General features: G+C 70.2%; 22 protein-coding genes. 5 read left to right on the forward strand and 17 right to left on the reverse strand.

The genetic code is table 11. The annotated features are described in order from the left end of the window. The first annotated feature begins 226 nt into the window (after positions 1-226). Genes ACZ7D7_RS26150 through narI form a run of 4 tightly spaced genes read left to right on the forward strand, consistent with a single transcriptional unit; the run spans position 227 to position 7,068 of the window. The gene (locus ACZ7D7_RS26150) at positions 227-3,916 is read left to right on the forward strand and encodes a nitrate reductase subunit alpha (protein WP_470827624.1); all 3,690 of its coding nucleotides are present in this window, start codon (positions 227-229) and stop codon (positions 3,914-3,916) included. A 1-nt stretch (position 3,917) separates the two neighbouring features. Next, on the forward strand, positions 3,918-5,618 hold the full coding sequence (narH, locus tag ACZ7D7_RS26155) for a nitrate reductase subunit beta (RefSeq protein WP_470827373.1): 1,701 nt from the start codon (positions 3,918-3,920) through the stop codon (positions 5,616-5,618). Beyond that, positions 5,615-6,301: a nitrate reductase molybdenum cofactor assembly chaperone gene (narJ, locus tag ACZ7D7_RS26160; protein ID WP_470827375.1), complete on the forward strand. Its 687-nt coding sequence runs from the start codon at positions 5,615-5,617 to the stop codon at positions 6,299-6,301. Before narH ends, narJ begins: the two co-directional genes overlap by 4 nt. Beyond that, positions 6,298-7,068 carry a respiratory nitrate reductase subunit gamma gene (narI, locus tag ACZ7D7_RS26165; protein ID WP_470827376.1) on the forward strand — a complete coding sequence of 257 codons (771 nt, stop codon included), beginning with the start codon at positions 6,298-6,300 and terminating at the stop codon, positions 7,066-7,068. The genes narJ and narI overlap by 4 nt, the downstream gene beginning before the upstream one ends. A 138-nt stretch (positions 7,069-7,206) precedes the next feature. On the opposite strand, the gene ACZ7D7_RS26170 is transcribed toward narI, so the two are convergent. The 3 genes from ACZ7D7_RS26170 to ACZ7D7_RS26180 form a co-directional block, all read right to left on the reverse strand. Continuing rightward, positions 7,207-7,548 carry a hypothetical protein gene (locus tag ACZ7D7_RS26170; RefSeq protein WP_470827377.1) on the reverse strand — a complete coding sequence of 114 codons (342 nt, stop codon included), beginning with the start codon at positions 7,546-7,548 and terminating at the stop codon, positions 7,207-7,209. A 446-nt stretch (positions 7,549-7,994) separates the two neighbouring features. Beyond that, positions 7,995-9,386: a DASS family sodium-coupled anion symporter gene (locus tag ACZ7D7_RS26175; protein ID WP_470827378.1), complete on the reverse strand. Its 1,392-nt coding sequence runs from the start codon at positions 9,384-9,386 to the stop codon at positions 7,995-7,997. Positions 9,387-10,195: 809 nt separating this feature from the next. Next, on the reverse strand, positions 10,196-11,935 hold the full coding sequence (locus ACZ7D7_RS26180; protein ID WP_470827625.1) for a sensor histidine kinase: 1,740 nt from the start codon (positions 11,933-11,935) through the stop codon (positions 10,196-10,198). 1,351 nt (positions 11,936-13,286) lie between these two features. Here ACZ7D7_RS26180 and ACZ7D7_RS26185 point away from each other — a divergent pair. Then, positions 13,287-13,817, forward strand: coding sequence for an NUDIX domain-containing protein (locus tag ACZ7D7_RS26185; protein ID WP_259297237.1), 531 nt, complete (start codon positions 13,287-13,289; stop codon positions 13,815-13,817). Positions 13,818-13,837: 20 nt separating this feature from the next. On the opposite strand, the gene ACZ7D7_RS26190 is transcribed toward ACZ7D7_RS26185, so the two are convergent. The 14 genes from ACZ7D7_RS26190 to ACZ7D7_RS26255 form a co-directional block, all read right to left on the reverse strand. Then, a complete protein-coding gene (locus ACZ7D7_RS26190) occupies positions 13,838-14,383 on the reverse strand; it encodes an NUDIX domain-containing protein (RefSeq protein ID WP_470827379.1) in 546 nt (181 codons plus the stop codon). Further along, positions 14,380-15,225: a class I SAM-dependent methyltransferase gene (locus tag ACZ7D7_RS26195; RefSeq protein WP_470827381.1), complete on the reverse strand. Its 846-nt coding sequence runs from the start codon at positions 15,223-15,225 to the stop codon at positions 14,380-14,382. The genes ACZ7D7_RS26190 and ACZ7D7_RS26195 overlap by 4 nt, the downstream gene beginning before the upstream one ends. A gap of 59 nt (positions 15,226-15,284) precedes the next feature. Continuing rightward, positions 15,285-16,214 carry a DUF2797 domain-containing protein gene (locus ACZ7D7_RS26200; protein ID WP_470827383.1) on the reverse strand — a complete coding sequence of 310 codons (930 nt, stop codon included), beginning with the start codon at positions 16,212-16,214 and terminating at the stop codon, positions 15,285-15,287. Between the two features lie 36 nt (positions 16,215-16,250). After that, the gene (locus ACZ7D7_RS26205) at positions 16,251-16,943 is read right to left on the reverse strand and encodes a dTMP kinase (protein WP_470827384.1); all 693 of its coding nucleotides are present in this window, start codon (positions 16,941-16,943) and stop codon (positions 16,251-16,253) included. Continuing rightward, positions 16,940-18,019 carry a hypothetical protein gene (locus tag ACZ7D7_RS26210; RefSeq protein WP_470827386.1) on the reverse strand — a complete coding sequence of 360 codons (1,080 nt, stop codon included), beginning with the start codon at positions 18,017-18,019 and terminating at the stop codon, positions 16,940-16,942. The genes ACZ7D7_RS26205 and ACZ7D7_RS26210 overlap by 4 nt, the downstream gene beginning before the upstream one ends. Further along, positions 18,016-18,843, reverse strand: coding sequence for a hypothetical protein (locus ACZ7D7_RS26215; RefSeq protein WP_470827388.1), 828 nt, complete (start codon positions 18,841-18,843; stop codon positions 18,016-18,018). The genes ACZ7D7_RS26210 and ACZ7D7_RS26215 overlap by 4 nt, the downstream gene beginning before the upstream one ends. Next, positions 18,840-19,469 carry a GTP cyclohydrolase I gene (gene folE / locus ACZ7D7_RS26220; protein ID WP_334540804.1) on the reverse strand — a complete coding sequence of 210 codons (630 nt, stop codon included), beginning with the start codon at positions 19,467-19,469 and terminating at the stop codon, positions 18,840-18,842. Before folE ends, ACZ7D7_RS26215 begins: the two co-directional genes overlap by 4 nt. Positions 19,470-19,525: 56 nt before the next feature. Further along, positions 19,526-20,269 carry a 7-carboxy-7-deazaguanine synthase QueE gene (locus tag ACZ7D7_RS26225; RefSeq protein ID WP_334540805.1) on the reverse strand — a complete coding sequence of 248 codons (744 nt, stop codon included), beginning with the start codon at positions 20,267-20,269 and terminating at the stop codon, positions 19,526-19,528. Next, complete coding sequence (locus ACZ7D7_RS26230; RefSeq protein ID WP_073948153.1) at positions 20,266-20,676, reverse strand: 6-pyruvoyl trahydropterin synthase family protein; 411 nt, start codon at positions 20,674-20,676, stop codon at positions 20,266-20,268. The genes ACZ7D7_RS26225 and ACZ7D7_RS26230 overlap by 4 nt, the downstream gene beginning before the upstream one ends. Before the next feature lie 59 nt (positions 20,677-20,735). Next, a complete protein-coding gene (locus tag ACZ7D7_RS26235; RefSeq protein WP_470827389.1) occupies positions 20,736-21,203 on the reverse strand; it encodes a DUF6082 family protein in 468 nt (155 codons plus the stop codon). A gap of 73 nt (positions 21,204-21,276) precedes the next feature. Then, positions 21,277-21,852 (reverse strand): DUF6624 domain-containing protein, encoded by a 576-nt coding sequence (locus ACZ7D7_RS26240; RefSeq protein ID WP_176119292.1) that lies wholly within the window; start codon positions 21,850-21,852, stop codon positions 21,277-21,279. Continuing rightward, positions 21,849-22,421 (reverse strand): hypothetical protein, encoded by a 573-nt coding sequence (locus ACZ7D7_RS26245; RefSeq protein ID WP_470827390.1) that lies wholly within the window; start codon positions 22,419-22,421, stop codon positions 21,849-21,851. Before ACZ7D7_RS26245 ends, ACZ7D7_RS26240 begins: the two co-directional genes overlap by 4 nt. A 74-nt stretch (positions 22,422-22,495) precedes the next feature. Then, the gene (locus ACZ7D7_RS26250) at positions 22,496-22,987 is read right to left on the reverse strand and encodes a LuxR C-terminal-related transcriptional regulator (protein ID WP_470827392.1); all 492 of its coding nucleotides are present in this window, start codon (positions 22,985-22,987) and stop codon (positions 22,496-22,498) included. A gap of 128 nt (positions 22,988-23,115) precedes the next feature. After that, complete coding sequence (locus ACZ7D7_RS26255) at positions 23,116-24,369, reverse strand: acyl-CoA dehydrogenase family protein (RefSeq protein ID WP_470827394.1); 1,254 nt, start codon at positions 24,367-24,369, stop codon at positions 23,116-23,118. Positions 24,370-24,432: the final 63 nt, after the last annotated feature.

Here is a 24,432-nt window from a genome sequence, read left to right on the forward strand (position 1 = left end):
GGGAACGTCGGTATGGTCCTGCGGAACCCGGGTAACCGCTTCGGCGCGCAGACGATCTCCATCAGCCGTGTTTTGCCTGATTGCGGTGTGACGGTTGACCTTTCGGGGGACGGCGGCCATAGAGTCGTGTGCGGCCGGACTTGATCACGACTCGAACGGGCCGATGCGCCCGGGGCGGAGTGGCACGGTGAGCACGGAGACCAGTCGGGAACGGGCACAGGCGGGCATGGACGGCGAGCTGGCGCAGGCCCTGGTACGAAGTCGCCGGTTCTTCACCCGGGCGGAGGTCTCCGACGACCTGCGCACCCTGCACAAGGCCGGCGGGCGGCAGGCGGACGATTTCTACCGGGACCGCTGGTCGCACGACAAGGTGGTGCGCTCCACCCACGGCGTGAACTGCACCGGCTCGTGCTCGTGGAAGGTGTACGTCAAGGACGGCATCATCACCTGGGAGGCGCAGCAGACCGACTACCCCTCGGTCGGCCCGGACAGTCCGGAGTACGAGCCGCGCGGCTGCCCGCGCGGGGCGGCCTTCTCCTGGTACACCTACTCGCCCACCCGGGTGCGCTACCCGTACGTGCGTGGCGTGCTGCTGCAGATGTACCGGGAGGCCAAGGCACGCCTCGGCGACCCGGTGGCGGCCTGGGCGGACATCGTCTCCGACCCCGACCGGGCCCGCCGCTACAAGCGGGCACGCGGTAAGGGCGGCCTGGTGCGGGCGAGCTGGGACGAGGCGGTGGAGATGGTCGCCGCCGCGCACGTGCACACCATCAAGGAGTACGGGCCCGACCGGCTGGCCGGGTTCTCCCCGATCCCGGCGATGTCGATGGTCTCGCACGCCGCCGGAGCCCGCTTCTACTCGCTGCTCGGCGGGGCGATGCTGTCGTTCTACGACTGGTACGCCGACCTGCCGGTCGCCTCGCCCCAGGTCTTCGGCGACCAGACCGACGTACCGGAGTCGGGGGACTGGTGGGACGCCGGCTACCTGATCATGTGGGGCTCCAACCTGCCGGTCACCCGCACGCCGGACGCGCACTGGATGGCGGAGGCCCGCTACCGCGGCCAGAAGGTCGTCGCCGTGTCCCCGGACTACGCGGACAACGTCAAGTTCGCCGACGAATGGCTTGCCGCCCAGCCCGGCACCGACGGGGCCCTCGCCATGGCCATGGGACACGTGATCCTCAAGGAGTTCTTCGTCGACCGGACCACGCCGCAGTTCACCGACTACGTCACGAAGTACACGGACCTGCCCTTCCTGGTCGCCCTCGACGAGGCTGAGGGCGAGCCGGGCACCTTCACGCCGGGCAAGTTCCTGACCGCCGCCGATCTGGGCGGCGAACACGCCGAGGCCGAGCACGCGGAGTTCCGCACCGTGCTGCTGGACGCGGCCACCGGCCGGCCGGTGGTGCCCAACGGAACGCTCGGCGACCGTTACGGCGAGGCGGGCGCCGGCAAGTGGAACCTCGACCTCGGTGGCATCCAGCCGTTGCTGTCCGCCGAGGGCGGCGAGGAGGCGCCGGTCGCCGTCGACCTGGCCCGCTTCGACGCCCCCGACGGCAGCGCGGCGCTCCTGCGGCGCGGTGTCCCGGTCCAGCGGGTCGCCGGGCGGCTGGTGACCACGGTGTACGACCTCCTGCTCGCCCAGTACGGGGTGGCCCGCGACGGCCTGCCCGGCCGGTGGCCGTCCTCGTACGAGGACGCGGAGGAGCCGTACACCCCGGCCTGGCAGGCGGCGATCACCGGAGTGGACGCCGGGAAGGCGGCCCGGATCGCCCGGGAGTTCGCGGCCAACGCCGAGGAGTCCGGCGGCCGTTCGATGATCATCATGGGGGCGGGCACCAACCACTGGTTCCACTCCGACACCATCTACCGCGCGTTCCTGACGTTGACCACGCTGACCGGCTGCCAGGGCGTCAACGGCGGCGGCTGGGCGCACTACGTCGGTCAGGAGAAGGTCCGCCCGATCACCGGCTACTCGGCCATCGCGACCGCCGGCGACTGGAACCGGCCGGCCCGGCAGATGATCCAGACCGCCTACTGGTACCTGCACGCCGACCAGTTCCGCTACGACCCGTTCTCCGCCGACACCCTCGCCGCGGCCGGCCCGGGCACGGGCGGCCCGTTCGCCGGGAAAACCACGGCGGATGTCATCGCGCAGTCGGCGCGGATGGGCTGGATGCCGTCGTATCCGACCTTCGACCGCAACCCCCTGGACCTGGCCGACGAGGCCGAAGCCGCCGGCCGGCCGGTCGCCGAGCACGTCGTGGACGAACTGAAGGCGGGGCGGCTGCGGTTCGCGGGCGAGGACCCCGACGCCCCCGAGAACTTCCCGCGCGTGCTGACCATCTGGCGGGCCAATCTGCTGGGCTCCTCGGCCAAGGGCAACGAGTACTTCCTCAAGCACCTCCTCGGCACCGACCACTCAGTGCGGGCCACCGAGGCGCCGCCGGACGCCCGCCCCAGGGAGGTGGTGTGGCGGGAGGAGGCGCCCGAGGGCAAGCTGGACCTGCTGCTGACCCTGGACTTCCGCATGACCAGCACGACCGTCTTCTCCGATGTCGTCCTGCCCGCCGCCACCTGGTACGAGAAGCACGACCTGTCCAGCACGGACATGCACCCCTTCGTGCACGCCTTCAACCCGGCCATCGCCCCACCGTGGCAGACCCGCACCGACTGGGACGCCTTCCACACGATCGCCAAGGAGTTCAGCCGCCAGGCCGCCGATCACCTGGGCGTCCGCAAGGACGTGGTCGCCGCCGCGCTGCAGCACGACACCCCGGACGAGATGGCCAACCCGCACGGCCGGGTGCTCGACTGGAAGGCGGGGGAGTGCGAGCCGGTCCCCGGCCGCACGATGCCGAAGCTGGTGACGGTGGAACGCGACTACGGCGCCGTCGCCGACAAGATGGGTGCTCTCGGCCCGCTGCTGGACACCCTGGGTGCCACCACCAAGGGCGTCACCTTCAAGGTCGGCCGCGAGCTGGAGTACCTGCGGCACAAGAACGGCACCGTGCGCGGCGGCACGGCCGACGGGCGGCCCTCGATCGCCCGCGACACGCACGCCTGCGAGGCGATCCTCGCCCTGTCCGGCACCACCAACGGCCACCTCGCCACCCAGGGCTTCCACACCCTCGAAGCCCGCACCGGCACAAAGCTGGCGGACCTGGCCGCCGAGCACGAGGGCAAGCAGATCACCTTCGCCGACACCCAGGCCGCCCCGGTGCCGGTCATCACCTCCCCGGAATGGTCCGGCTCGGAGACCGGTGGCCGCCGCTATTCCCCGTTCACCATCAACGTCGAACGCCTCAAGCCCTGGCACACCCTCACCGGCCGCCAGCACTTCTACCTCGACCACGACTGGATGACCGCCCTCGGCGAGCAACTGCCCGTCTACCGGCCGCCGTTGAACATGCACGCGCTCTTCGGCGAGCCCCGCATCGGCGACACGGGCGAACTCGGCGTGACCGTGCGCTACCTGACCCCGCACAACAAATGGTCGATCCACTCCGAGTACCAGGACAACCTGTTCATGCTCTCCCTCTCGAGGGGCGGCCCGACCATCTGGATGAGCACCCAGGACGCGGCCAAGATCGGCGTCCACGACAACGACTGGGTCGAGGCCGTCAACCGCAACGGCGTGGTCGCCGCCCGCGCCATCGTCTCGCACCGCATGCCCGAGGGCACCGTCTACATGCACCACGCCCAGGACCGCCTCATCGACGTGCCCCGCACCGAGACCACCGGCCGGCGCGGCGGCATCCACAACTCCCTGACCCGCCTGCTGATCAAACCCAGCCACCTCATCGGCGGCTACGCCCAGCTCTCCTACGCCTTCAACTACCTGGGCCCCACCGGCAACCAGCGCGACGAGGTCACCGTCATCCGCCGCCGCACCAACCAGGACGTGGAGTACTGACATGCGTGTGATGGCTCAGATGGCGATGGTGATGAACCTCGACAAGTGCATCGGCTGCCACACGTGCTCGGTCACCTGCAAGCAGGCATGGACCAACCGCACCGGCGTCGAGTACGTGTGGTTCAACAACGTCGAGACCCGGCCCGGCCAGGGCTACCCCCGCCGCTACGAGGACCAGGAGAAGTGGCGCGGCGGCTGGGAGCTGAACAAGAAGGGCCGCCTCGCGCTGAAGGCGGGCGGCCGGTTCAAGAAGCTGATCCAGATCTTCTCCAACCCGGTCCTGCCGTCCCTCGACGACTACTACGAGCCGTGGACCTACGACTACGAGACGCTCACCAACGCCCCGCTGCAGGAGCACACTCCGGTCGCCCGCCCCAAGTCCCTGATCTCCGGCAAGGACATGAAGATCTCCTGGTCGGCGAACTGGGACGACGACCTCGGCGGATCGGCTGCGACCAGCGAGCAGGACGTGCTGCTTAACCAGGTCTCGGAGAAGATCAAGTTCGAGTTCGAGCAGACCTTCATGTTCTACCTGCCGCGGATCTGCGAGCACTGTCTCAACCCGTCCTGCGCGGCGTCCTGCCCCTCCGGCGCCATCTACAAGCGGGAGGAGGACGGCATCGTCCTGGTCGACCAGGACCGCTGCCGGGGCTGGCGCATGTGCGTCACGGGCTGCCCGTACAAGAAGGTGTACTTCAACCACCGCACCGGCAAGGCCGAGAAGTGCACCTTCTGCTTCCCGCGCGTCGAGGTCGGCCTGCCCACCGTCTGCTCCGAGACCTGTGTCGGCCGGCTGCGCTACATCGGCCTCGTCCTCTACGACGCCGACAAGGTACTCGAAGCCGCCTCCACCCCGGACGACAAGGACCTCTACGAAGCCCAGCGAGGCGTCTTCCTCGACCCCAATGATCCGGAGGTTGTTCGCGAGGCGGAGAAGGCGGGCATCCCCCGGGACTGGATCGAGGCCGCCCAGCGCTCCCCGATCCACGCACTGATCAACACCTTCAAGGTGGCCCTGCCGCTGCACCCGGAGTACCGGACGATGCCGATGGTCTGGTACATCCCGCCGCTGTCCCCGGTGGTCGACGCCGTCCGCGACACCGGACAGGACGCCGAGAACCACCGCACCCTCTTCGCCGCCGTCGACGCCCTGCGCATCCCCGTCGACTATCTCGCCCAACTGTTCACCGCCGGCGACCCGGCACCGGTGGACGCGGTGCTGCGCCGCCTGGCCGCGATGCGCGCGTACATGCGCGACATCAACCTCGGCCGCGAGCCGAACGACGCCATCCCCGAGGCTGTCGGGATGACCGGGGAGCAGGTGTACGACATGTACCGGCTGCTGGCGCTGGCCAAGTACGACGAGCGCTACGTCATCCCTCCCGCCCACGCCGAACAGGCCCACAAGCTCGAAGAACTCGCCACCGAATGCAGCCTCGACTACGAAGGCGGCCCCGGCATGGGCGGCTCCGGACCCTTCGGGGAGACCTCCGGCGGCGCCGCGCCCATCGCGGTGGAGAACTTCCACGCCTTGCGCGACCGGCAGACCGCCGACACCCCGGCCACCCCCACCGACAAGGCCACCCGGGTCAACCTCCTCAACTGGGACGGCAAGAGCTCCCCACCCGGCCTGTTCCCAGACAGGCCGGCCGACAACGCCAACGGCGCGGACCGCGACGGGGAGGTGGAACCGAAGCCATGAAACGGAAGACCTCGCGCACCACCCGCACCCAGCCCTGGCACGCCGACGCGTGGCAGGCGCAGTCGCTGCTGCTCGCCTACCCCGACGAGAGCTTCGCGCAGTACCTGGCCCTGGCCGGCCGGGTCGCCACCACCATGCCCGAACCGGTCGCCCGCCCCCTGCTCCGCTTCACCGCCCACGCGCAGCAGACCGACCCCGCCGACCTGGCCGCCGCCTACGTGGCCACCTTCGACCACCGCAAACGCTGCTGCCTCTACCTGACCTACTACGCCCACGGCGACACCCGCAAGCGCGGCCTCGGCCTGCTGCGGCTGAAGCAGACCTACGCCGCGGCCGGATGGCGCCTGGGTGACGACGAACTGCCCGACCACCTCGCCGTGGTTCTCGAGTTCGCCGCGACCGACCCGGCGACGGGAGCGGGCCTGCTCACCGAACACCGGGCCGGCCTGGAACTCCTGCGGCTCGCCCTGAACGACGACGCCTCTCCCTGGGCCCACATCCTGGACTCCGTCTCCGCCACCCTGCCCGCCCTGGCCGGCGACGACCGCGAGGCCGTCATGCGTCTGGCCGCCCAGGGCCCGCCCGAGGAACAGGTCGGCCTCGACCCGTACGCGCCCCCCATGCCATCACCCGTGTCAGCCCCCGTGTTCCTGCCCGACCCCGTCGTAGGAGGTCCCCGATGACCGCACCCGCGCAGCCCCTCACCCTGGCGGCGGAGGCAGGCACCGGCGCCATCCTGCTGTGGGTCGCCCTGCCCTACGTCGCCCTCGCGATCTTCATCCTCGGCCACATGTGGCGCTACCGCTACGACAAGTTCGGCTGGACCACCCGCTCCTCCCAGCTCTACGAGAACCGGCTGCTGCGCATCGGCAGCCCGCTGTTCCACTTCGGCATCCTCGTCGTGCTCCTCGGCCACATCGGCGGACTGATCATCCCCAAGAGCTGGACCGAAGCCGCCGGGATCAGCGAGCACACGTACCACATCGGCGCGGTCGTCCTCGGCACCATCGCTGGCGTCGCCACGCTGGGCGGCCTGGCCATCCTGATCTACCGCCGCCGCACCGTCGGCCCGGTGTTCTCGGCCACCACCCGCAACGACAAGGCCATGTACGTCTCCCTGACGGCGACCATCGTGCTGGGCCTGTCCGCGACGGTGGCCGCGAACGTCGTCGGCGGGGGATACGACTACCGCGAGACCATCTCCCCCTGGTTCCGCTCCATCTTCTACTTCCAGCCCGACCCGGACCTGATGTCCGGCGCCCCGGTGCTGTTCAAGCTCCACGCGATCAGTGCCCTGCTGCTGTTCGCCGCCTGGCCCTTCACCCGGCTCGTCCACATGCTCACCGCGCCGCTGGGCTATCTGACCCGCCCCTACATCGTCTACCGCAGCCGCGACGTCCAACTCGGCGCCCGGGCCCCGCATCGAGGCTGGGAACGCACGGGTTCATGAGCGGTCGCCACCTGGACGTGCGGTGACACTGGGCCGACGGTGAGCGGACACCAGCAGGGCCGCGCGCCGGGTTTCCCCGGATGGCCGGCCAGCGCCTTCATCGACTCAAGTGGCCGCCACGCCCGGGGAGGCCGAGGGTCAGGCCCACGCTTCCCACGCGGAAATCACGCCGGAGTGCAGACTGGCGCGCGTGTCCCCTGCGAGCCCCCGGCGAATCAGGGCCGGAGCACCGATCAGGTGGAACCGCACCCGGGGACCGAGCGCAAACACCTCGCGCACCTCCTCGGCGGTGATCCCGTCGCCGCATTCCAGCTCTCGCAGGTCGAGAAAGAATGCGCTGTGCCCCTGGTCGGCGTGGGAACGGAGCCGCTGGTGCAGGGGGTGCCGGGTGGCGGTGACGAGGGCGCCGCTGACCGCGATCCATACCTGTGACGAGGTCTCCGCCAGGACCCGTGTCCGTATGATCGCCATCTGCACCATGCCCCCGCTGTGCTCGTCGACGTGCCGGCGGTGGTGAGGGCATGCAGCCGCTCATGGACCCGCGCCTGACTCTTGCTATCACCGCACTGGTGTCCTGCCTGATCAGGCGCGGTGCGTGTACGCGAAGCCTCCCCGAGTCCCGCACACGTGTAACCGCGAACTCCGCACCTGCGGTCCACGCATCCGAGGGCGAGACGCACCGGCGATGGCGCCGCAGGTGAGGACGGGGGCGGGGGGTGGTTTGAGGTCAGGACGGGTCGGTCTGTCCCTGGCCCTTGTGTCCCAAGTGGCTCACGCGTTCCAGAACCCCGCACAGCGTCAGCCGACGCGACGACAGCTTTCCTGCGTGTGCTCATGGAGATACCCGCCCGCGCCTGGCAGCACGCAGGTCCGGTCCGTGAGGACCGGGCCGCAGCCCCTCTCAGCGGGCTCCCTCTCAGCGCGGCTCACCAGTGGCCGAGGACCTTCAGCCACAGGCCGCCTACGCCCATCCAGATGACGATATTGGCGCCGGCGGCGATCAGCCCGGTGCGCCACCATTCGCCGAGGGTGACATAGCCGCCGCCGAAGAGCACGGGAGCCGGGCCGGAGGCGTAGTGGGTCAGGCCGCCGTACAGCGAGCTGATGAAGCCGAGCACCAGGGCGGCCAGCACCGGCGGGGCGCCGGTGGCGACGGCTGCCGCGAGGAAGGCGGCGTACATCGCGGCCACATGGGCAGTGTTCGAGGCGAACAGGTAGTGGGAGAAGAGATAGACCAGCGTCAGGATCACGAACGCCGTCTGCCAGCCCACCCCGGAGGTGGCGTCGGTGATGCTGTCGCTGAACCAGCCGATGACGCCGAGCTGCTGGAGCTGACCGGCCATCATCACCAGGACGGAGAACCACACCAGCGTGGTCCAGGCCGCCTTCTCAGCCACCAGGTCGCCCCAGGTCAGGACCCCGGTGACGAGCAGCAGGGCCACGCCGGTGAAGGCGGAGACGGTGGCCGACAGGTCCCAGACCTGGCCGCCGGCCGACCACAACAGGAGCAGCAAGACGAAGACGCCCGCCATCGTCCACTCCTGACGGGACATCGATCCGAGTTCGGAGAGCTGGGCGCGGGCCTGGCCCGGGGCCTCGGGCGTCTTGCGCACGCCCGGCGGGAAGACGCGGTGCAGCAGCGCGGGGAGCACCAGCAGCGCCACCAGCCCGGGGACGATCGCCGCGAGTGCCCAGAAGGTCCAGGTGAGGTGGATGCCGTGGTCGGCGGCGAGCTTCTGCACCAGGGGGTTGGCGGCCATGGAGGTCAGGAACATGGCGCTGGTGACCGTGTTGATCTGCATCGCGGTCACGGTCAGGTAGGCGCCGAGCCTGCGGCGGGACTCGTCGCCGGGGTGCGAGCCGGCGTTGGTGCTGAGCGAGCGGATGACGGGGTGGATGACGCCGCCGGAGCGGGCGGTGTTGCTGGGCGTGGCCGGCGCCAGCACCAGGTCGGTCAGTGTGATGCCGTAGGCGAGGCCGAGGCTGCTGCGGCCCAGCACACGGACGAACAGCAGCGCGATCCGCCGGCCCAGCCCGGTCTTGGTGAAGCCCAGGGAGATGAAGAACGCCGCGACGATCAGCCAGATCGTCGGCTCGGAGAACCCGCCGAGCGCGACATCCGGCTCCAGTGTTCCCGTGATCATGGTGACCGTAAGGCCGACCAGTGCGACCGCGCCGAGCGGCAGCGGTTGCAGGATCAGACCGAGCACGGTGCCGACGAAGATGGCCAGCACCGCCCAGCCGCCGGACTTGATTCCCTCCGGCTGCGGCAGCACATACACGATCAGGCCCGCCGCGACCGGAATGATCCACTTCAACGCCGTCCACACCCGCGCCCGCCGCACCGCCGTGGCGGTCCTGGCCGGAGCAGGGGCCGGCGCCGGCCTGGCTCGTGTTCCTTCGGTGTCCTGGAAGGGGCTCATCATCGCCATCCGGTAGGTGGAGTCCGGCTTGCCTCAGTGGGCTCAGCCGAACCAGGGGGAGCTTTCGCCTCCACGGTGACGGAAGGAGACGGCCCCCGGCGCGAGGCAACAGGCCCCCACGATGGGGCCAAACGGGCACCGGCAGGGAGGACCAGCGGGCGCCCCGGGTCCCGCCCGACGCAACTGCCCGGACGGTAACGGCCGCTGAGCGCGGGTGAGTTGTGCATCCCCCGTCGACTGGTCAACACCGTGGTCGTCGGTCGGCTGACCGCCCTCGCGTCCGGCAGCCTGCTGCCGCGTCGAGCGGTCCGGCTCGCCCCTCCCAGGGACAGCACAAGGGCCGCGCGCACAAGGGCTTGATCACCACGAGGGGGCCGGCGACCGAGATTAGGCTGGGCCGCAGGGCAATGAGGCTGCGACCAACGCGGGTTGCCGCACTGCCTGCCCGCGCTCGTCGACCCGACTCTGTGCACCGTGAGGTATATCGCTCTCCTGAGGCGGCACGGCGGTTGCCCGGCGATGGCCAGGGCCTGCGATGCCTCAGCGCCTGGATCCCCACGCACGGATGCGCCGACAACACCGGGTCCAACCCGGGGTGTACTACCCGAACTGGGCCACCCTCGGGCCGACGCGCACGTCGCGTGTCCTCGTCTGCCCGATACCGAAGGTGCCTTCGTCGGCACGACAGGCACCGGCAAAGGGGCTCAGGCTTCTGTCCGTGGGGGAAGGGGAACCGTCCATTCGGCGACGGTGCCGGTGGGCTCATTCGGGGAGAGGGCGAAGCTGCCGCCGAGGTCGGCGGCGCGTCGGCGGAGGTTGTCCAGACCGCTGCGGCGGGTAACCGCAGGGTCGACGCCGACTCCGTTGTCGGCAACACGCAACCGCACCCGGGTGCCGTCCGTCTCGGCGGTGACCTCCACGGAGGTGGCCTGCGCGTGCCGGGCAGTGTTCGACAGCGTCTCCCGCACCACCGCGACCAGCTGCTCGGCATGGTCGGCGGGCACGTCGGTATCGAGCAGACCGGTCATGCGCAGGGCAGGAGCGAAGCCCAGCGTCCGGGCGGCCTGGTCGGTCTCGGCCAGCAGCTTCGCGCGCAGTCCGCCGCGCCCGTCGGAGCGGTCGCGCTCGCGCAGTGCGTAGATCGTGCCCCGCACGGTCTTGATGGTGTCGTCGAGGTCGTCGACGACACGCTGGACGCGCTCGGCCACCTGCGGCCGGTCGGAGATGCGGCCGAGGACCGAGTTCAGGGTCAGCCCGGAGGCGAACAGCCGCTGGATGGCCAGGTCGTGCAGGTCGCGGGCGATGCGGTCGCGGTCGGAGAGAACCATCAGCTGCTCGGCTTCGCGTCGGTGCTCGGCGATCTCCAGGGCCAGAGCGGCCTGGTCGGCGAAGCCGTCGATCATGGCCATGGTGGCGTCGGAGAACTCTGGGCCGCCGCTCAGGTTGGCGACCTGCAGGACCCCGCGGGCGCGCTCGCCGCCCCCCAACGGGAGCAAGAATCCGGGCCCCAGGTCGATCTGTGCCGCGGAACCGCCCCCGGCCTGCTCCTCGCCGGACAGCGCGCCGCTGGTGATGCGCTGGTTGGAGTGGTAGACCTTCGCGGCCAGTGTGGTGGCCGGCAGCACCAGCCCGTGCACCTGCTCGGCACCTTCGCCGTCGGCGGCCTCGATCACCAGCTCGTCGCCGCCCTCGAACGGCACTGCCAGGGTCACCAGGTCCGCGCCCGCCAGCCGCCTGACGGTGGTGGCGACCCGGTGCAGGACCTGGTCCGGGTCAGTGCCCGACAACAGGCTCCGGGTCAGTTCGCTGCTGGCCGCCAGCCACTGCTCCCTGCGGCGGGAGTCCTCGTACAGGCGGGCGTTGTCGATCGCGACGCCGGCCGCAGCCGCGAGCGTACGCAGCACCGCCTCATCCTCGGCGTCGAACTGCGCCCCGCCGCGCTTGTCGGTCAGATACAGGTTGCCGAAGACCTGGTCGCGCACGCGCACCGGCGCACCCAGGAAGGTCGTCATCGGCGGGTGCCCCTCAGGGAAGCCCACCGAGGCGGGGTGCCGGCCCAGGTCGGCCAGGCGAAGGGGCTCCGGCTCGCGGATCAGCAGTCCCAGGATGCCCTGCCCCTCGGGATAGTGGCCGATCGCTCCGATGGTCTCCTCGTCCATGCCGACCGTGATGAACTGCCGGATCCGCCCTTCCGCGCCCACCACCCCCAGCGCCCCGTACTGGGCGTCCACCAGGGTCACGGCGGATTCGGTGATGCGCCGCAGCACCACGTCGAGATCCAGATCGGAGCCGATGGCGAGGACCGCGTCCAACAGCGTGTGCACCCGGTCCCGGGTCGCACGCACCTGCGCGATCTGCGCCTGCAGACCCTCCAGCAGCTCATCCAGCCGCAACTGAGGTGCCGCCGGACCGCTCTTGCGTTCCTCTGCCGGACCGTCCGTCATCCCCGCTCCCTCCGGACAAGGCGCCGATGGCACCTCCCCATCATGCCCGAGCGGCCCCGTCAGCAAGCGAACACGTGTGTTAAATAGCCGTCCCAGCAGCCAGATCTTATGCCCCACCGACGTCGGCGGCTGAAGCAGTCCCTTCCCATGGGCCGTCGCCAAGGGTCCTTGGCGGGAGCCGCGACCGTACCCGACCGTTGAAACGGGCACAGGGAGCATTCCGGAGACTGGCTCAGCCGCCGCGGTACCTCGGCCTGTGCCGTGTCCGGTGCGCAGCGACTCGCACTGGATGTCGTAGCGGACGCGCTGGAAGGGCGGCATGGCCCGGACCTGGAGGTTCAGGTCTTCGCGCAGGAACGTCTCGAAGCGGTCGGGGGTGATGTCGAGGCCAGGGGTGAGTTCCTCGCGGCGGGCGAAGGCGTCCTCGGTGAACCACTTTCGCTTGAGCACGTGCCCGGCGGTGACGGTGGGGATGAAGGAGGCGTAGCCGATCTCGGGCTCGGGGCCGGTGACGTCGAACAGATGGTTCTCGGTGTGGTGGATCTGGAACTCTTCCCGGTACTCCGGACGGCAGCCTTCCAGCTTGCCGTCGCGCAGGGCCTTGAGCAGTTCCATGGACGCGGACCAGATGTCCGGTGCCGGGTCGAGGGTGTACTTGATCTCCAGCTCGGTGCCGGAGAAGTGCTTGCGGAAGTACCGCAGATGGTTGTTGAGCGCCGTGCTCGACTCTGCGTGCGCCGTCAGCACGGGGTCGAACCAGCGCAGTTCCTCGACCGGGCCGTGGCCTACTGGGTCCCGGGTGGTGCGGACGAAGCAGGCGTCCTCGGGGTGGAAGCGGATCTGCGCGTACGCGTGGTAGCCGCCGCCGGGGTGTTCGGCCAGGTAGCACAGCGGCACCAGGCCGGGGGCGGCCTCGGTGCCGACCAGGCCGCGCAGGGCGGGGCCGGCGATGGCGTCGGGGAACAGTTCGCCGCCGTCGATCCTGGCCGCCCCGAGCCGGGTGCCGCCGGGGTGCAGCGCTTCGGCCGGGCAGGGCCCCAGCGCGTTCCAGCGGACGATCACGGTGGTGGCCGGTCGGCATACCTCCTGCGGTGGCACCCGTACGAGCACGATCGGATCGTCTGGTCGCCGTGGCGCGGTGCGGTTGAGGAGGTGGACGCCGCCGAGGACGACCCAGGCTCCCCGGTCCGAGGGCTGCTCATCGGGCACGCTGGTCTCCTTCGTGTGAAGCGGGTGCCACGGGTGATCGCCCTGCAGCCCGAAGGGGCCACCGGGTCGGCCGGACATCCCCGGATGGCTGCCTGCTCGTCGCTGCGACGTCCGGCCGGTTTGTCGGCCTAGGGTGGGGCGGGTGAGTCATGGTGAAGTCGGTCAGGTGATTTTGGACGAGGCTGTTGCGGATGCCCGCCTCGCCGCATGGGAGTTCGACGGTGCACGGGCCTGGCTGGAGGAAGCCCGCCGGCATCCCATGGAGCCGTTGGCGGCCGAGGTGTGGGTCACCGACCCTGCTTTCGAGCACGTCCTGCTGGTCAAGCACCGCGTGCGCGGATGGGTGCCGCCAGGCGGCAAGGTGGAGCCGGGCGAGGCGCCGCGGGCGGCGGCGGCACGAGAGCTGCTGGAGGAGACCGGCCTGCGCTGCGAGCTGCTGCCCGAGCCCGCAGCCGTGGCGGTGCGTTCCTACCGGGCCGACTGGACTCCGACGCTGGGCCTGTCCTACGCGGCGATCGTCGGACGCGACGTTCCGCTCGCCGGGGAGCAGAACCAGCCGGCGGCATGGTTCCGTCTGGACACAGGCTGGGACAGCGTCTTCCCCGAGGACCGCGAGCGGATCCGTGCGCACGCTCGCCGTCTGGCAGCGGGCCGGGCGGTCGGCTCCCGCTGAGGCAGGCCCCTGGCCGCCGTTCACAGGATGGCCTCGATCCGCTCGAGGTCGGCCGAGGGCAGGGTGACGAGCTCAAGGTCGTGCAGGAAGCGGCACCACACCGGCTCCAGGCCGGGTTCACGCTCGAACTCCTCACGGTCCAGGCATCCGTTGGCGTGCGCGGCGGTCCGCAGCGCGTGCTGCTGCAGCTGGGCCGGGTGGATCCACTGAGGGGTGCGGACCTCCCGGGGCGAGGGGCACAGCGACCCGGATACCTCGGCCTGGAAGATCCACCAGTGGTGGCCGACCGGACCGCTGGGCGTGCGGTGGCAGTGGTTGGGCCGCCACTGGTCCAGCAGCAGGTGCAGGTGGGTGACGGTAAGACCGACCTCTTCGGTGACTTCGTCGCGGGCGGCCTGCTCGGGGCCGCCATGCTCGTCGACGTGGCCGGCGACCGGGGCGATTCCGGCCGGAGGAATCGCCCGCTCGAAGACCAGCAGACCGCTCGGGGAGGAGATCAGTACCCCGACGCTTGCGTGGTCACAGAGGGGGGCCCCGCCGTCGGGAGCCGGGGCGGCCGGGGTCATGCGGTGGCCTCCGGCCGTTGGGCGACGACGACGAGCCAGCTAGTCACGGCCGGGGCGTCGGGGGTTGTCATGGCGTAGGCGGTGTCGAGGATCTGCATCCGCTGGGCGTGGGTGAAGCCGCCCTCGGGCCGCGCGAAGATGGGGATGGACAGCCACGCCTTCTTCTCGGCCATGGTGCTGTGCTGGGCGGTGACCTCTGTGCCGACGACCGTCAGTCCGGCTGAAGTCAGCTGCTCGGTGACGGTTTTCAGCGGCAGCTTCGGCGGCCTGTCCGCGTCGCGCGGCGGTGGGGTGTATCCGTGGGTCTCAGCGGCGACTTGGCGGATGAGGGCGTTCAGGGTAGGTCCGGTGCGGGTGGACAGTTCGTCGGGGTGCCGGACGCCGGCGAAGCCACCGCCGATGTTGAAGACGAAGCGCCCGCCTGGGCGCAGGATGTGGGCGACGGCCGCGAACACTGCGGTGGTGTCGGTCTTCCAGATCGCGGAGTTGCACACCACGGCGTCGGCGCTGCTGGCGTGCAGGTGGTCGGCGAGCCGTTCGGCCGGGGCAGTGATCCAGGTCAGGCGGGCGTCTGTCAGGGTGCGGCGGCCGACGCGCTGCATCGCGGCGGCGTTGTCGACGGAGACGACCCGGGCGCGGGCCGGGATCAGGTCGAGGATCGCGCGGGCGGTCGCGCCGGCGCCGCCGCACAGGTCGACCACCAGGCTGGCGTTGGCCAGATGACCTCGGCGGGCAAGGTCGCGGCTGGTCGCGTCGTACATGGGGTGGGCGCGGGTGAAGGCGTCGTACGCCTCGGCGTTGCTGTCCTCGTCCCAGCCGAGGATGGCGTCCTGGGGTGCCATGTTGTGTGGCCTCGCTTCTCAGGGCGGCCCGGCAGTGCAGGCCGGGCGTTCGGGCAGGGTCAAAAGAGCGCGGACTGTACGGCGGCGGGCGGTGAGGAGAACTGTGCGCCGAGGACGATGCGCCGACCCTTGAGGGTGCCGAGGTCGAGCAGGTAGGGCAGTTGTTCACCGTCGCCGTCGAGGGTGGCGAGGACCTGGGAGCCGAGGCAGGAGAGCACCGTCAGCCCGTGCTCACCGGAGCGTGGGTCGTGCGGGTACAAGGCGCGCCCGGTCTCCGGCGTCCGCAGCAGGTCGCCTTCGCTGGGCGGCGTCCACGGCTCCGGTGTGGCCGGGACGTTCAGGCCGCTCAGGGCCTCGGTGGCGCGGTCGAGGTGCCGCTGGTGCGCGGCACCGGTCGGGGTGAGGTCGCGCAGCTCGGCCAGGGCCGTCAGCTTGGCCGCGGCTCGCACGGTCTGCGTCAGGCCGAGGTGGCGGGTAAGGGCATCCTCCAGGAACCGCACGGCGCGGCCGTCAGCACTCCGGGCGAGGTAGGTAGCGATCAGGGCACCCTGTTCGTCGAGGCGGGAGCGCTTACGGGGTTCGGCCGCGGTGCCGATCTTGGTGGTGCCGTCGGCGAACGTCGCCAGGTACAGCCAGTGCGGCTGGGCCATGTACGCCGCCAGGGCGTCGGGAACATGCCCGCCGGAGTGGAACCGGTGGGCGAAGCGGAAGTCGTCCCGCCCAGCGCAGGCCGGGCACTGTCCGCCGGCCTCGGCCGGGGCCCGGTCAGGGCAGGCGACCGCCTCGACGCGGACGCGGTCGGCGAACCGGTACCGGCCGGTGCACCACCGGCCGGTACCGCTCACCTGGTAACTCAGGCGCCTGCCCATGACCGGGGCGTAGACGAGTGGTCCGCCGGTCACGGGGGCGAGCAGAAGACGGGGGTCTGCGCTCGCCCAGGTGATGCCGTGACAGACGTATGTCCCGCTGGCGGGCAGGGCCTGGTCCATGGTGCGTTCCTTGTCGATCGGGGAGGGAGGGCCGGTTTAGACGGTCAGGCGCAGACGGTCGGCCAGGGCAGCGGCGGCGGCCTTGAAGACCTGGTCTCGGTCCAACTGGGCGACGTCCAGCGTCAGCCAGGCGCCGCGCTCCGCCTGTTCGCGCATCTGGTCCAGGACGGTGTCCTGGTAGCGGATGAAGTCCTCGTCACCGCCGCCGGCGTGGCCGGCCTCCAAGGAAGTGAACGAGCCTTTGCGGACGAGAGCCTCGCGGGCACCGATGTTCAGGAAGAACACCAGGTCCGGCTTTGTGAGATGCGCGAAGATCTGCTCGCACAGGCGGGGGGAGACCTCGGGGTTGACCGCGTACCGAGCGAGGATCTTGTGGTGCGCGTTGTCGAGGATCACGTGGGTTCCCGCGGCGAGGGCCGGCTGGATGACGAGCCGGTCCTGCAGGGTGTACCAGGAGGCCAGGGCAAGCAGCCAGTAGTGGTCGCCGCATGCCTGGGCGACGCCGGCGTCGCGCCGGTAGACCAGCTCGTTGAGGCGGTCGAGGTAGGCGGACAGCTCCGGGTCCCGGCGGACGTCGGTGCTGTGCTTGCCGATGAGGACTGCCGTGTGGCCGGCGTCGTTGAGGGCCTGGTGCAGGCGGGCGGCGAGGGTGGACTTGCCGGCCCCGTCACCACCGACGAAGGTGATCAGCTTCCCGGCTGCGGTGGTGGTCGGCGCGTTCGCCGTCATCGGGATTCTCCCAGGGGGTGGGTCGGGCTGGCGGTCAGGCGGCCGGTGATGATGGTGCGGATGCGGTCCACCAGGACGGCGCGCTGGCGCAGGACGTCGCTGTGACGCTCATTGGACAGGTCGGCGGGATAGTGGGTGGCGAGGTTGTTGGAAATGACGTGGAGGTAACCGAATCTGATCCCCGCCTGGCGCGCCGCCGCCCCCATGGGGCCGATCTCCGGGTCGACGAAGGCGTACGAGGCGGTGTGCTGGGCCAGCCAGTCGCGGTTCTCCAGCAGGATCGACGGGGAGGACACGTGCAGGCCGCTGCGCACCCCATCGTGGGCGGCGGCGTAGTCGCCGAAGAAGTCGTCCCAGCTCACCAGCGCCCCGCGTACCAGGCTGGTGTTGCCGGTCGCCAGCCAGGCGTTCGGTTCGACGCCGGGGGTCAGCGAGCCGACCTTGCCGACGTAGACGACATCGCCTGCGCCGAGTTCGGCAAGGCGCGCGACGACCCGTCCGGCCACGTCTCCCCAGATGCTGTGGAGGAACCCGAGGTAGACCACGCGACGGCCGGCGACGTCGAGGCGCTGCCAGGCGTAGCCGGGTCCGCGGGTCCACACTCCGTTCTCGGGAGCGAGGTACTGAAGGCCCCAGCCGACGATCACCAGGTCGCCGTCCAGTTCCAGGTCGAGCGCGTCGAGCGCCGTTCGGCACTCCTCCTGCTCGGGCGGCTGATAGGTGACGGTGCCGACGGGGCGGCCGGTCATGGCCAGATACGTGGCGATGATCAGGGCGTAGTGCTGGACGTAGTCGGCTCCGGGGAACGCCTTGACGATGAGGTCACGGCCGTGGATCTCTGCGGTGGGCCGTTCGATGTTGAACAGCTTCCCGGTCTTCTCGTACCGGGAGATCACGGCCGTGCGGTCGTAGCCGCCGATGACGCGGATGCTGTCCCAGTCCTGGTCCTGGATGAGGTGGTGGACCTTGATCTCCAGGTAGCGCAGCAGCCTCGCGTGGGTCATAGTGTGCCCGGCCGGCTCGATCGGGGCGGCGCGCAGGAGTCCGGAGGTCGGGTCGGCGAGTAAGGGCGTCATCGGTGCTCCTCGGCGATCGTCACGGTGCTGCCGGCCGCCGCGCGAACGACGGAGATGTTCTTCCGGATGAGATCGAACCGGTCTTCGGGGATCGGGCCGAGCTTCTCGATGCGGGGCGTGGAGGACTTCTCGTATGGCCCTTCGGGCAGCAGGGCGACGCCCATCGCGCCGAGGATGACCGGGGCTGCGCCGTCCACGGAGGAGATCCACTCGTGCTCGCGCTGCTCGATCAGCTCCAGGTGCCCGGTCCGGCCCAGACCGAGCAGCCGGTAGATGAGCAGATCGTCGACCAGGCCGCGATCCTGCAGGTAGGCGGTCGCCAACCAGCGGGTGCGGCACAGTTGCTCGTCGGGATCCGGTCGACGCGAGGCCGGCAGGGCGATGGCCCAGGCCCAGCCGCTGGTCACGAAGGCGTCGTAGGTGCGCAGCCACTCGTCGTCGTCAGCGGCGTGCAGGACCGCGCACAGCCGGAATGCGTCGCCGGACAGCTTCCGGATCTCTCGCGCGGCCTTCTCGCTCGCCTTCAAGGTCGCGGCCCCGTCCCGCATGACGTCCGGCAGGATGATCTCCCTCGCGGATACCGCCAGCGCGGCTTCGACGAGGCTTTCCGCCGGCAGGGCGTAGCCGAGGTCGAAGAGCCCGTTGTCGATGATGATCTCGGCGCCGCGCTCGGCCTCGTGAGCGAAGAAGGCCCGGTAGCTCTCGTCGGACAGCACGTGCTGGGCGGCCACGTGGTGGACGCGGGCCGGCTCCTGGGCGACGAAGTTCTTCAGGTAGGCAGGCGGAGCGATGACGGAGAAGTCGATGCCCGCGGTGGTGATCACGACGCCCCCCACAGGCCGGTGGTGAGGGTGAGGAACTGCTGGGAAAGGACGGGGTCGGTGCCGAAGCGCCCGCCCGAGTGCACCGTGGTGGTGCGAGCCTCCTCCATCCGTACGCCCCGCATGCTCATGCACAGGTGCACGCCGCGTACGGCGACGGCGATGTTCTCGTGTCCGATCACGCCGTTGAGGTATTCGGCGACCTGGCGGGTGAAGCGTTCCTGGACCTGCAGTCGGCCGGCGAAGTGCTGGGCGATCCGCCCGAACTTCGAAAGGCCCACCACCTCGCCATCCGGCACGTATCCAGCCGTGACCTGCAAGTTCATGGGCAGCATGTGGTGCTCGCAGAGCGACCACACGCTCATGCCGCCCACGATGACCAGCTGACCACCCAGCTGGGACTCGGTGAAGCAGGTGGCCGTTTCGGCGCCGTCCGGGGACAGGAAGGCTCTCCACCAGGCCGCGACGCGGTCCGGGGTGCCGGTCAGCCCCTCGCGGGCGGGGTTCTCGCCCAGCTCGACCAAGAGCTGGTGGATCAGGCCGGCGACCCGGCCGGTGTCGATGACCGCAGCGGGCCCGGCGACGGCAGCGGTCGGCGCCGCCGCAGGGCTGGCGATAGAGGTCGTCATGGGCGTCTCTCGTTTCCGGGGACTGGGGAACGGATGGGGCGTGGAGTCGCGTGCGGTCAGCGGCCTCGGGCGTCCGCGAAGGCCAACACGTGAAGGCGGGTGGTGAAGTGCCAGTGCCGGGCCGCGACCCCGTCCGCGAGGACCCGGGTAGTCGCGGTGATCACCTCGGGGGTGGTGCCCTCCGGCATCACCCACACCGGCGCGAGCCGGTGGGCGTCGGCCAGCTCGGCGATCCGGTCGAGGTCGTCCACCGTGGAAGCGACGAACTTGAACGCCGCCCGCCCGGAGGCCACAAACGCCTCCAGCGCGGCTGGCACGATGCTCTTGGTCTCCTTCACGCCGAAGCTGGCAAGCTTGGGCGAGACGTTGAACCGGACCCCGTCGGCCACCAGCTCGGGAGTGGGCGCGATGGTGCCGTTCGTCTCGCACTCGATCCGCTTGCCGGCTGCTATCAGTCCCCGGACGAGAGGCACCAGTCGCGCCTGCTGGATCAACGGCTCGCCGCCGGTGATCACGACCAGCTCGACCGGTGAAGACGTGGCCCAGGCCACCAGGCCCGCGACGGATTGCCTCGTCGACTCCTCGTGCGGGTCGAACCGAGACCAGTCCCAGGTGTACTTCGTGTCGCATCTCGTGCAAGTGAGGTTGCACCGGGACAGGCGGATGAACAGGGCCGGGTGTCCGCAGCTTGGGCCCTCGCCCTGAAACGTCGGCACCTCGGTACCGAAGCACTCCGCGACGATCAGGGATTCGCCTTCGGCAGCTTCCGGTTCGAGGTTGAGCCGCTTGGTTGTGGTCATTGGCCCACCACATCGAAGCGGGCCCAGCTGCTTGCGGTCTCGCGGACCAGGACGGCGACAAGGCGGCCGGGGATCTCCGATTGGAGGTTCTGAACGAACCAGCCGGCCAGGAACTGGGCCAGGCGCTCCGAGGTGGGCTCGAAGGGCAGGATCTCGTGCAAGTTGTGGTGGTCGAGCTCGGTGTCCAGGAACGACTTGAACGGGGCGAGCGCACCGAAGTCCGTGACAAAGCCGGGATCCTCCAGCGCGGATGCAGTGAGGATGACCTCAACCTCGTAGCTGTGCCCGTGCTGGCGGGAGCACTTGTGCTCATGCGGCAGCCGGGGAAGCCGATGGCCAGCCTCGAAGGCGAACTTCTTACCGATGGTGAAAATGCCGGGCGGTAGTGGAACAGCAGTGAAGCCCATTCGATTTCTCCGAGAGGTGAGGGTGTGGCTGATTCGGGCGGGGTGGGGCAGCCGCCTCTTCAGGCGGCTACGCGCTGTGCCCCCAGGTGGTTCTTCGCGGCCTTGTCCAGCACCTTGGTGAAGTGCTCGGCGCGCTCATCGCCCTCGGCCTCCTGAGCGCGGAGGCCCCCGAAACGGGCCCAGTACCGCCGGCAGACGTCCCTCTCCATCAGCTTCGAGGCGTAGAACGGCAGACGCCCCTCCCGGACGAAGCCGAGGCGGTCGCGCAGGCTGGGCATGCAGATGAGCTGGTTGGCCTTCAGCAGCTGCATGTACTCCTCGACGTCCAGGTCCTCGGGCGTCCAGAGCTTGGCGAGGTCAGGGTTGGCGGACATCTGCGTCAGCCAGTCGAGTTGGTTGCGCGCGACGGTCGCCTCATTTCGTTCGGCCTGGTGCCGCGCGTCCTGCCTCAGCCGGGCGGCTCCGACCACGACGGTGGCGAGGGAAACCGCGCCGCCGGCAGCGAGAACGGCGGTGGTGAGCTTCATGCTTTAACGGTCCTTTCACGCAAAGTGATATGGGGCGAGGGCGGGTCTGTGGAAGCCTGCGGGGCTCGCTGCGTCATGCGACCCCCGCTAGCACGACGGCCGGTGAGCCGCCGACAATGCGATCCAGGGCGTACCGGCGGCGCACAGTGTCCAAAGCGACGGCGATCGGCGGCAGTCCGACGGCGGCCCTTCGCTGGTCCAGCAACTGCGGCGCCCGCAGTGGGCACAGCTCCACCCCTGCTGCGCTGAGGACGAGTTGCGTCCCGAACTCTTGGGGGCGCCCGCTGTTGACCAGGGCGCGGTCGTGAAGGTGGGCCCAGTGCTGGATGCGCGCATCGCCGTCCTGGACCGCACGTTTCAAAAGGGTGGTGGCCGCCCGCTGGAAGTCGGGTTCGTCGTCGGCGTGAAGAGCGATGCTCCAGGCGGCACGTGCTGCGTCGGGGCCCACGAGACGGTGGCCGGGCCAGTCATGTTCGGCCAGGATGCGGCGCAGCACTTTGGTGTCGGCGTGCTCAGCGTGACGGTCCTGGCCGAGGTGGACGGCGTCGAGCTGGTTGCGTACGCGTCTGGCCCGGCGTGCTGCCGACTGTGCGGCGCGGGCGATGAGTTCGCGGGCGAGGTCCGGCCGCAGCGGTTCCGCGGTCCTCACGCGATACTCCGCTGGTCGGCGGCGGACTGCGGCTCGTGGACCTGGCAGCCGATGAGCGCGCTCAGCCCAGGCCGAAGCTCAGCGGTGAGTTCGAGGCGCGCGACTCGCTCATGGTGCTGTCCGGTGCCCGATCCACGGACGTCCCAGCCCATGTCGGTGAGCCGACGAAGGAATGTGGCGATCGGATCGACGTCGAGAGGATGGCGGGCCATGGCCTCGGCCCGCACGAGCGGTACCTCGAGCCGGGCGGCGAAGTCGGAGGCCCAAAGAGTGATCAGCCGGACGGTGTCATCGGAGTGACCGGGCAGGGTGTGGACGCAGTCCAGGAAGAGGCACGGGCCTTCGCCCCATCCGAGGTCGGGCCCGCGTTGCGGGATCATGCAGGCCAGCAGCAGCCCGTCCTCGAACAGTCCAGCCGGTTTCATCTGCGGGGCGCGGAACAGGGCCGGGATATCGGACCGGGCGGGTGTAGGCACCCCGCGCATGGCGAGCCAGCGCTGACGGTCCTGGACGAGGGCCGCGGCCTCGTCCCGTTCGGCGTCGGTGCGCAACGACCGCATCTCGTACACGGCCGGTAACCCTTTCGCGCACTGGCTTCGAGGCGCGGGGGAGGACTCGATGGCCGCAGAAGCGGGTGAGGCATTCACTGGCTCGCTCCGCTCTCCATCGTGGTGGCCCGCCTGGCGCCCAACAGGCCCCACGCGTGGGCCCAGGCGACAAGTTGGGTGGTGTTGGCCGCCCCGGTCTTGTCGAGCAGTTCGTCATGTGCGGCTCGCACGTCGGCGGGCGCGATCTTGGCTATGGCAGCAATGTCGCTGGGACTGCTGTGCTCAGCGACCGCCCGCAGCAACAGTTGCTGCTCTGGAGTGAGTTCCGGCATTGGCCTGTCCGTTGTGGGCGGAGCGACCTGCCGGGCGTTGCACAGGAAGTGCACGATCACCGGGGGCTTGCAGCGGGGCGGGCAGTGGAGGCTCTCCCGGATGTCGCGTACGTACTGGCGGACGGTCACGGCCGACAGCCCGGTCCTCGCGGCGATCTCTTGAGGGCCGAGGCCGTCCACGAGGTGCTGGGCGACGCGCTGCTGGGTCGGGGTCAGGGGGGTGATCGGTGCGCTGGTCATCATGCGCGGGGTCACGGGTGTCTCTTTCGCGGCTGGGTTGAGGGATATCGGGTGGGGTGTCGCCGGACCCCGCGGGGGACGGGGGCCGGCGACACGGGCCCGTGCGCGGCGGTCTGGATTCACGGGGCGCCGCACACGGGGGCTCATGCGGCTGTCGGGTCGGGGCGGGCCCACGCCGCTTCGGCGGCGAGACGTTCTGACCACTGGATGTGGGCCTCGTCGAAGGCGGCGTCGGCGAGGCGTATGCGCTGGACTTCGCCGGTTCCGGCCGGTGGGTAGGTGAACTGGATGTCGCGCCACAGGCGCTGGAGGATGTAGTCGCCGTTGAGGGCATGGGCGCCGTGCAGCTCCATGGCGTCCTGGGTTGACTGCATCGCCCACTGGTGGCCGAGGTACTTGGCGTTGATCAGGTCGGCGTCGCAGGGCAGGCCCTGGTCGAGGAGGTGCACGGACTGATAGGCCAGGATTCGCCCGGCGCGCAGGCGGGCCTCCATGTCACCGATGCGGTCCCGCAGAACCGGCAGATCGGAGAGGGCGCCCCGGTAGCGGGAGCGCGTCTTGAGGTAAGCGGTCGAGGTGGCCACGACTGCCTCGTGTATTCCCAGGCTGACTGCGGCCAGGTTGGGACGGCCGTACAGGATGCTGCTGCTCTGCGCTACGCCCAGCCCCTGTCCGATCTCTCCGACCACGTTTTCCTCGGGGACGCGGACATGATCGAGGTCGAGGCGGCCGGCGGAGAAGCCGTGCAGGCCGAGGCCGGGACAGTGGTCGGCGACTGAGAGCCCTCGGCGCTTGGATTCGACCATGAACGCGGTCAGCGCCTGGGAGGTGCTCACGCCTGCCTTGGCGGTCCGGGCGACCACGAGGTGGGCTCCCGCGAGGTGGCTATTCCCGATGTGGATCTTGCTGCCGGTGATCACCCATTCGTTGCCGACGTGCTCGGCGATGGTCTCGATGCCGCCGATGTGTCCGCCGGCTCGCGGTTCGGTCACGGCGATCGACAAGAGCAGTGAACCGTCCGCTACGCGGGGCAGCCAGCGGCCCTTCTGCTCGTAGGTGGCGAAGTGCAGCAGGGCGCCGACGGGGATCAGCGTGGCCTGGAGGATGGCCGCCGCAGCCGCCGAGACGCGGGCAATGCGGTGGACGAGGATTGTCTTGGCCACGTGTCCGGCGTCCAGCCCGCCGAAGGAGGACGGGACGCTGACGGCGAACCAGCGTCGTGCGGCCATCAGGTCGGCGACCTTGCGCTCCACCCTGCCGGGGGCGGCCTCCATGCGTGCGGCGCGCGGCGCGATGTGCTCGGCCGCGAAGGCGTCCGCCTCGTCCCACAGCAGTTCGTGGCGGGCGTTGAGATAGGGGCGCAGCGCCGGCGGCGGCGTGGTGGGTGTGGCGGGCATGGTCCTCTCCCTCTCCCTGGATGAAGGTCGCACGGTGGAGCGGCCGGGGATCGCCTGCGGCTC

Source organism: Streptomyces sp. NPDC037054 (assembly GCF_055606745.1).

Coding starts and splice junctions, on each gene's coding strand:
- ACZ7D7_RS26150 (WP_470827624.1), top strand. CDS start 227: ATGGACGGCGAGCTGGCGCAGGCCCTGGTACGAAGTCGCCGGTTCTTC.
- narH (WP_470827373.1), top strand. CDS start 3,918: ATGCGTGTGATGGCTCAGATGGCGATGGTGATGAACCTCGACAAGTGC.
- narJ (WP_470827375.1), top strand. CDS start 5,615: ATGAAACGGAAGACCTCGCGCACCACCCGCACCCAGCCCTGGCACGCC.
- narI (WP_470827376.1), top strand. CDS start 6,298: ATGACCGCACCCGCGCAGCCCCTCACCCTGGCGGCGGAGGCAGGCACC.
- ACZ7D7_RS26170 (WP_470827377.1), bottom strand. CDS start 7,548: ATGGTGCAGATGGCGATCATACGGACACGGGTCCTGGCGGAGACCTCG.
- ACZ7D7_RS26180 (WP_470827625.1), bottom strand. CDS start 11,935: ATGACGGACGGTCCGGCAGAGGAACGCAAGAGCGGTCCGGCGGCACCT.
- ACZ7D7_RS26190 (WP_470827379.1), bottom strand. CDS start 14,383: ATGACCCCGGCCGCCCCGGCTCCCGACGGCGGGGCCCCCCTCTGTGAC.
- ACZ7D7_RS26195 (WP_470827381.1), bottom strand. CDS start 15,225: ATGGCACCCCAGGACGCCATCCTCGGCTGGGACGAGGACAGCAACGCC.
- ACZ7D7_RS26200 (WP_470827383.1), bottom strand. CDS start 16,214: ATGGACCAGGCCCTGCCCGCCAGCGGGACATACGTCTGTCACGGCATC.
- ACZ7D7_RS26205 (WP_470827384.1), bottom strand. CDS start 16,943: ATGACGGCGAACGCGCCGACCACCACCGCAGCCGGGAAGCTGATCACC.
- ACZ7D7_RS26210 (WP_470827386.1), bottom strand. CDS start 18,019: ATGACGCCCTTACTCGCCGACCCGACCTCCGGACTCCTGCGCGCCGCC.
- folE (WP_334540804.1), bottom strand. CDS start 19,469: ATGACGACCTCTATCGCCAGCCCTGCGGCGGCGCCGACCGCTGCCGTC.
- ACZ7D7_RS26225 (WP_334540805.1), bottom strand. CDS start 20,269: ATGACCACAACCAAGCGGCTCAACCTCGAACCGGAAGCTGCCGAAGGC.
- ACZ7D7_RS26230 (WP_073948153.1), bottom strand. CDS start 20,676: ATGGGCTTCACTGCTGTTCCACTACCGCCCGGCATTTTCACCATCGGT.
- ACZ7D7_RS26235 (WP_470827389.1), bottom strand. CDS start 21,203: ATGAAGCTCACCACCGCCGTTCTCGCTGCCGGCGGCGCGGTTTCCCTC.
- ACZ7D7_RS26255 (WP_470827394.1), bottom strand. CDS start 24,369: ATGCCCGCCACACCCACCACGCCGCCGCCGGCGCTGCGCCCCTATCTC.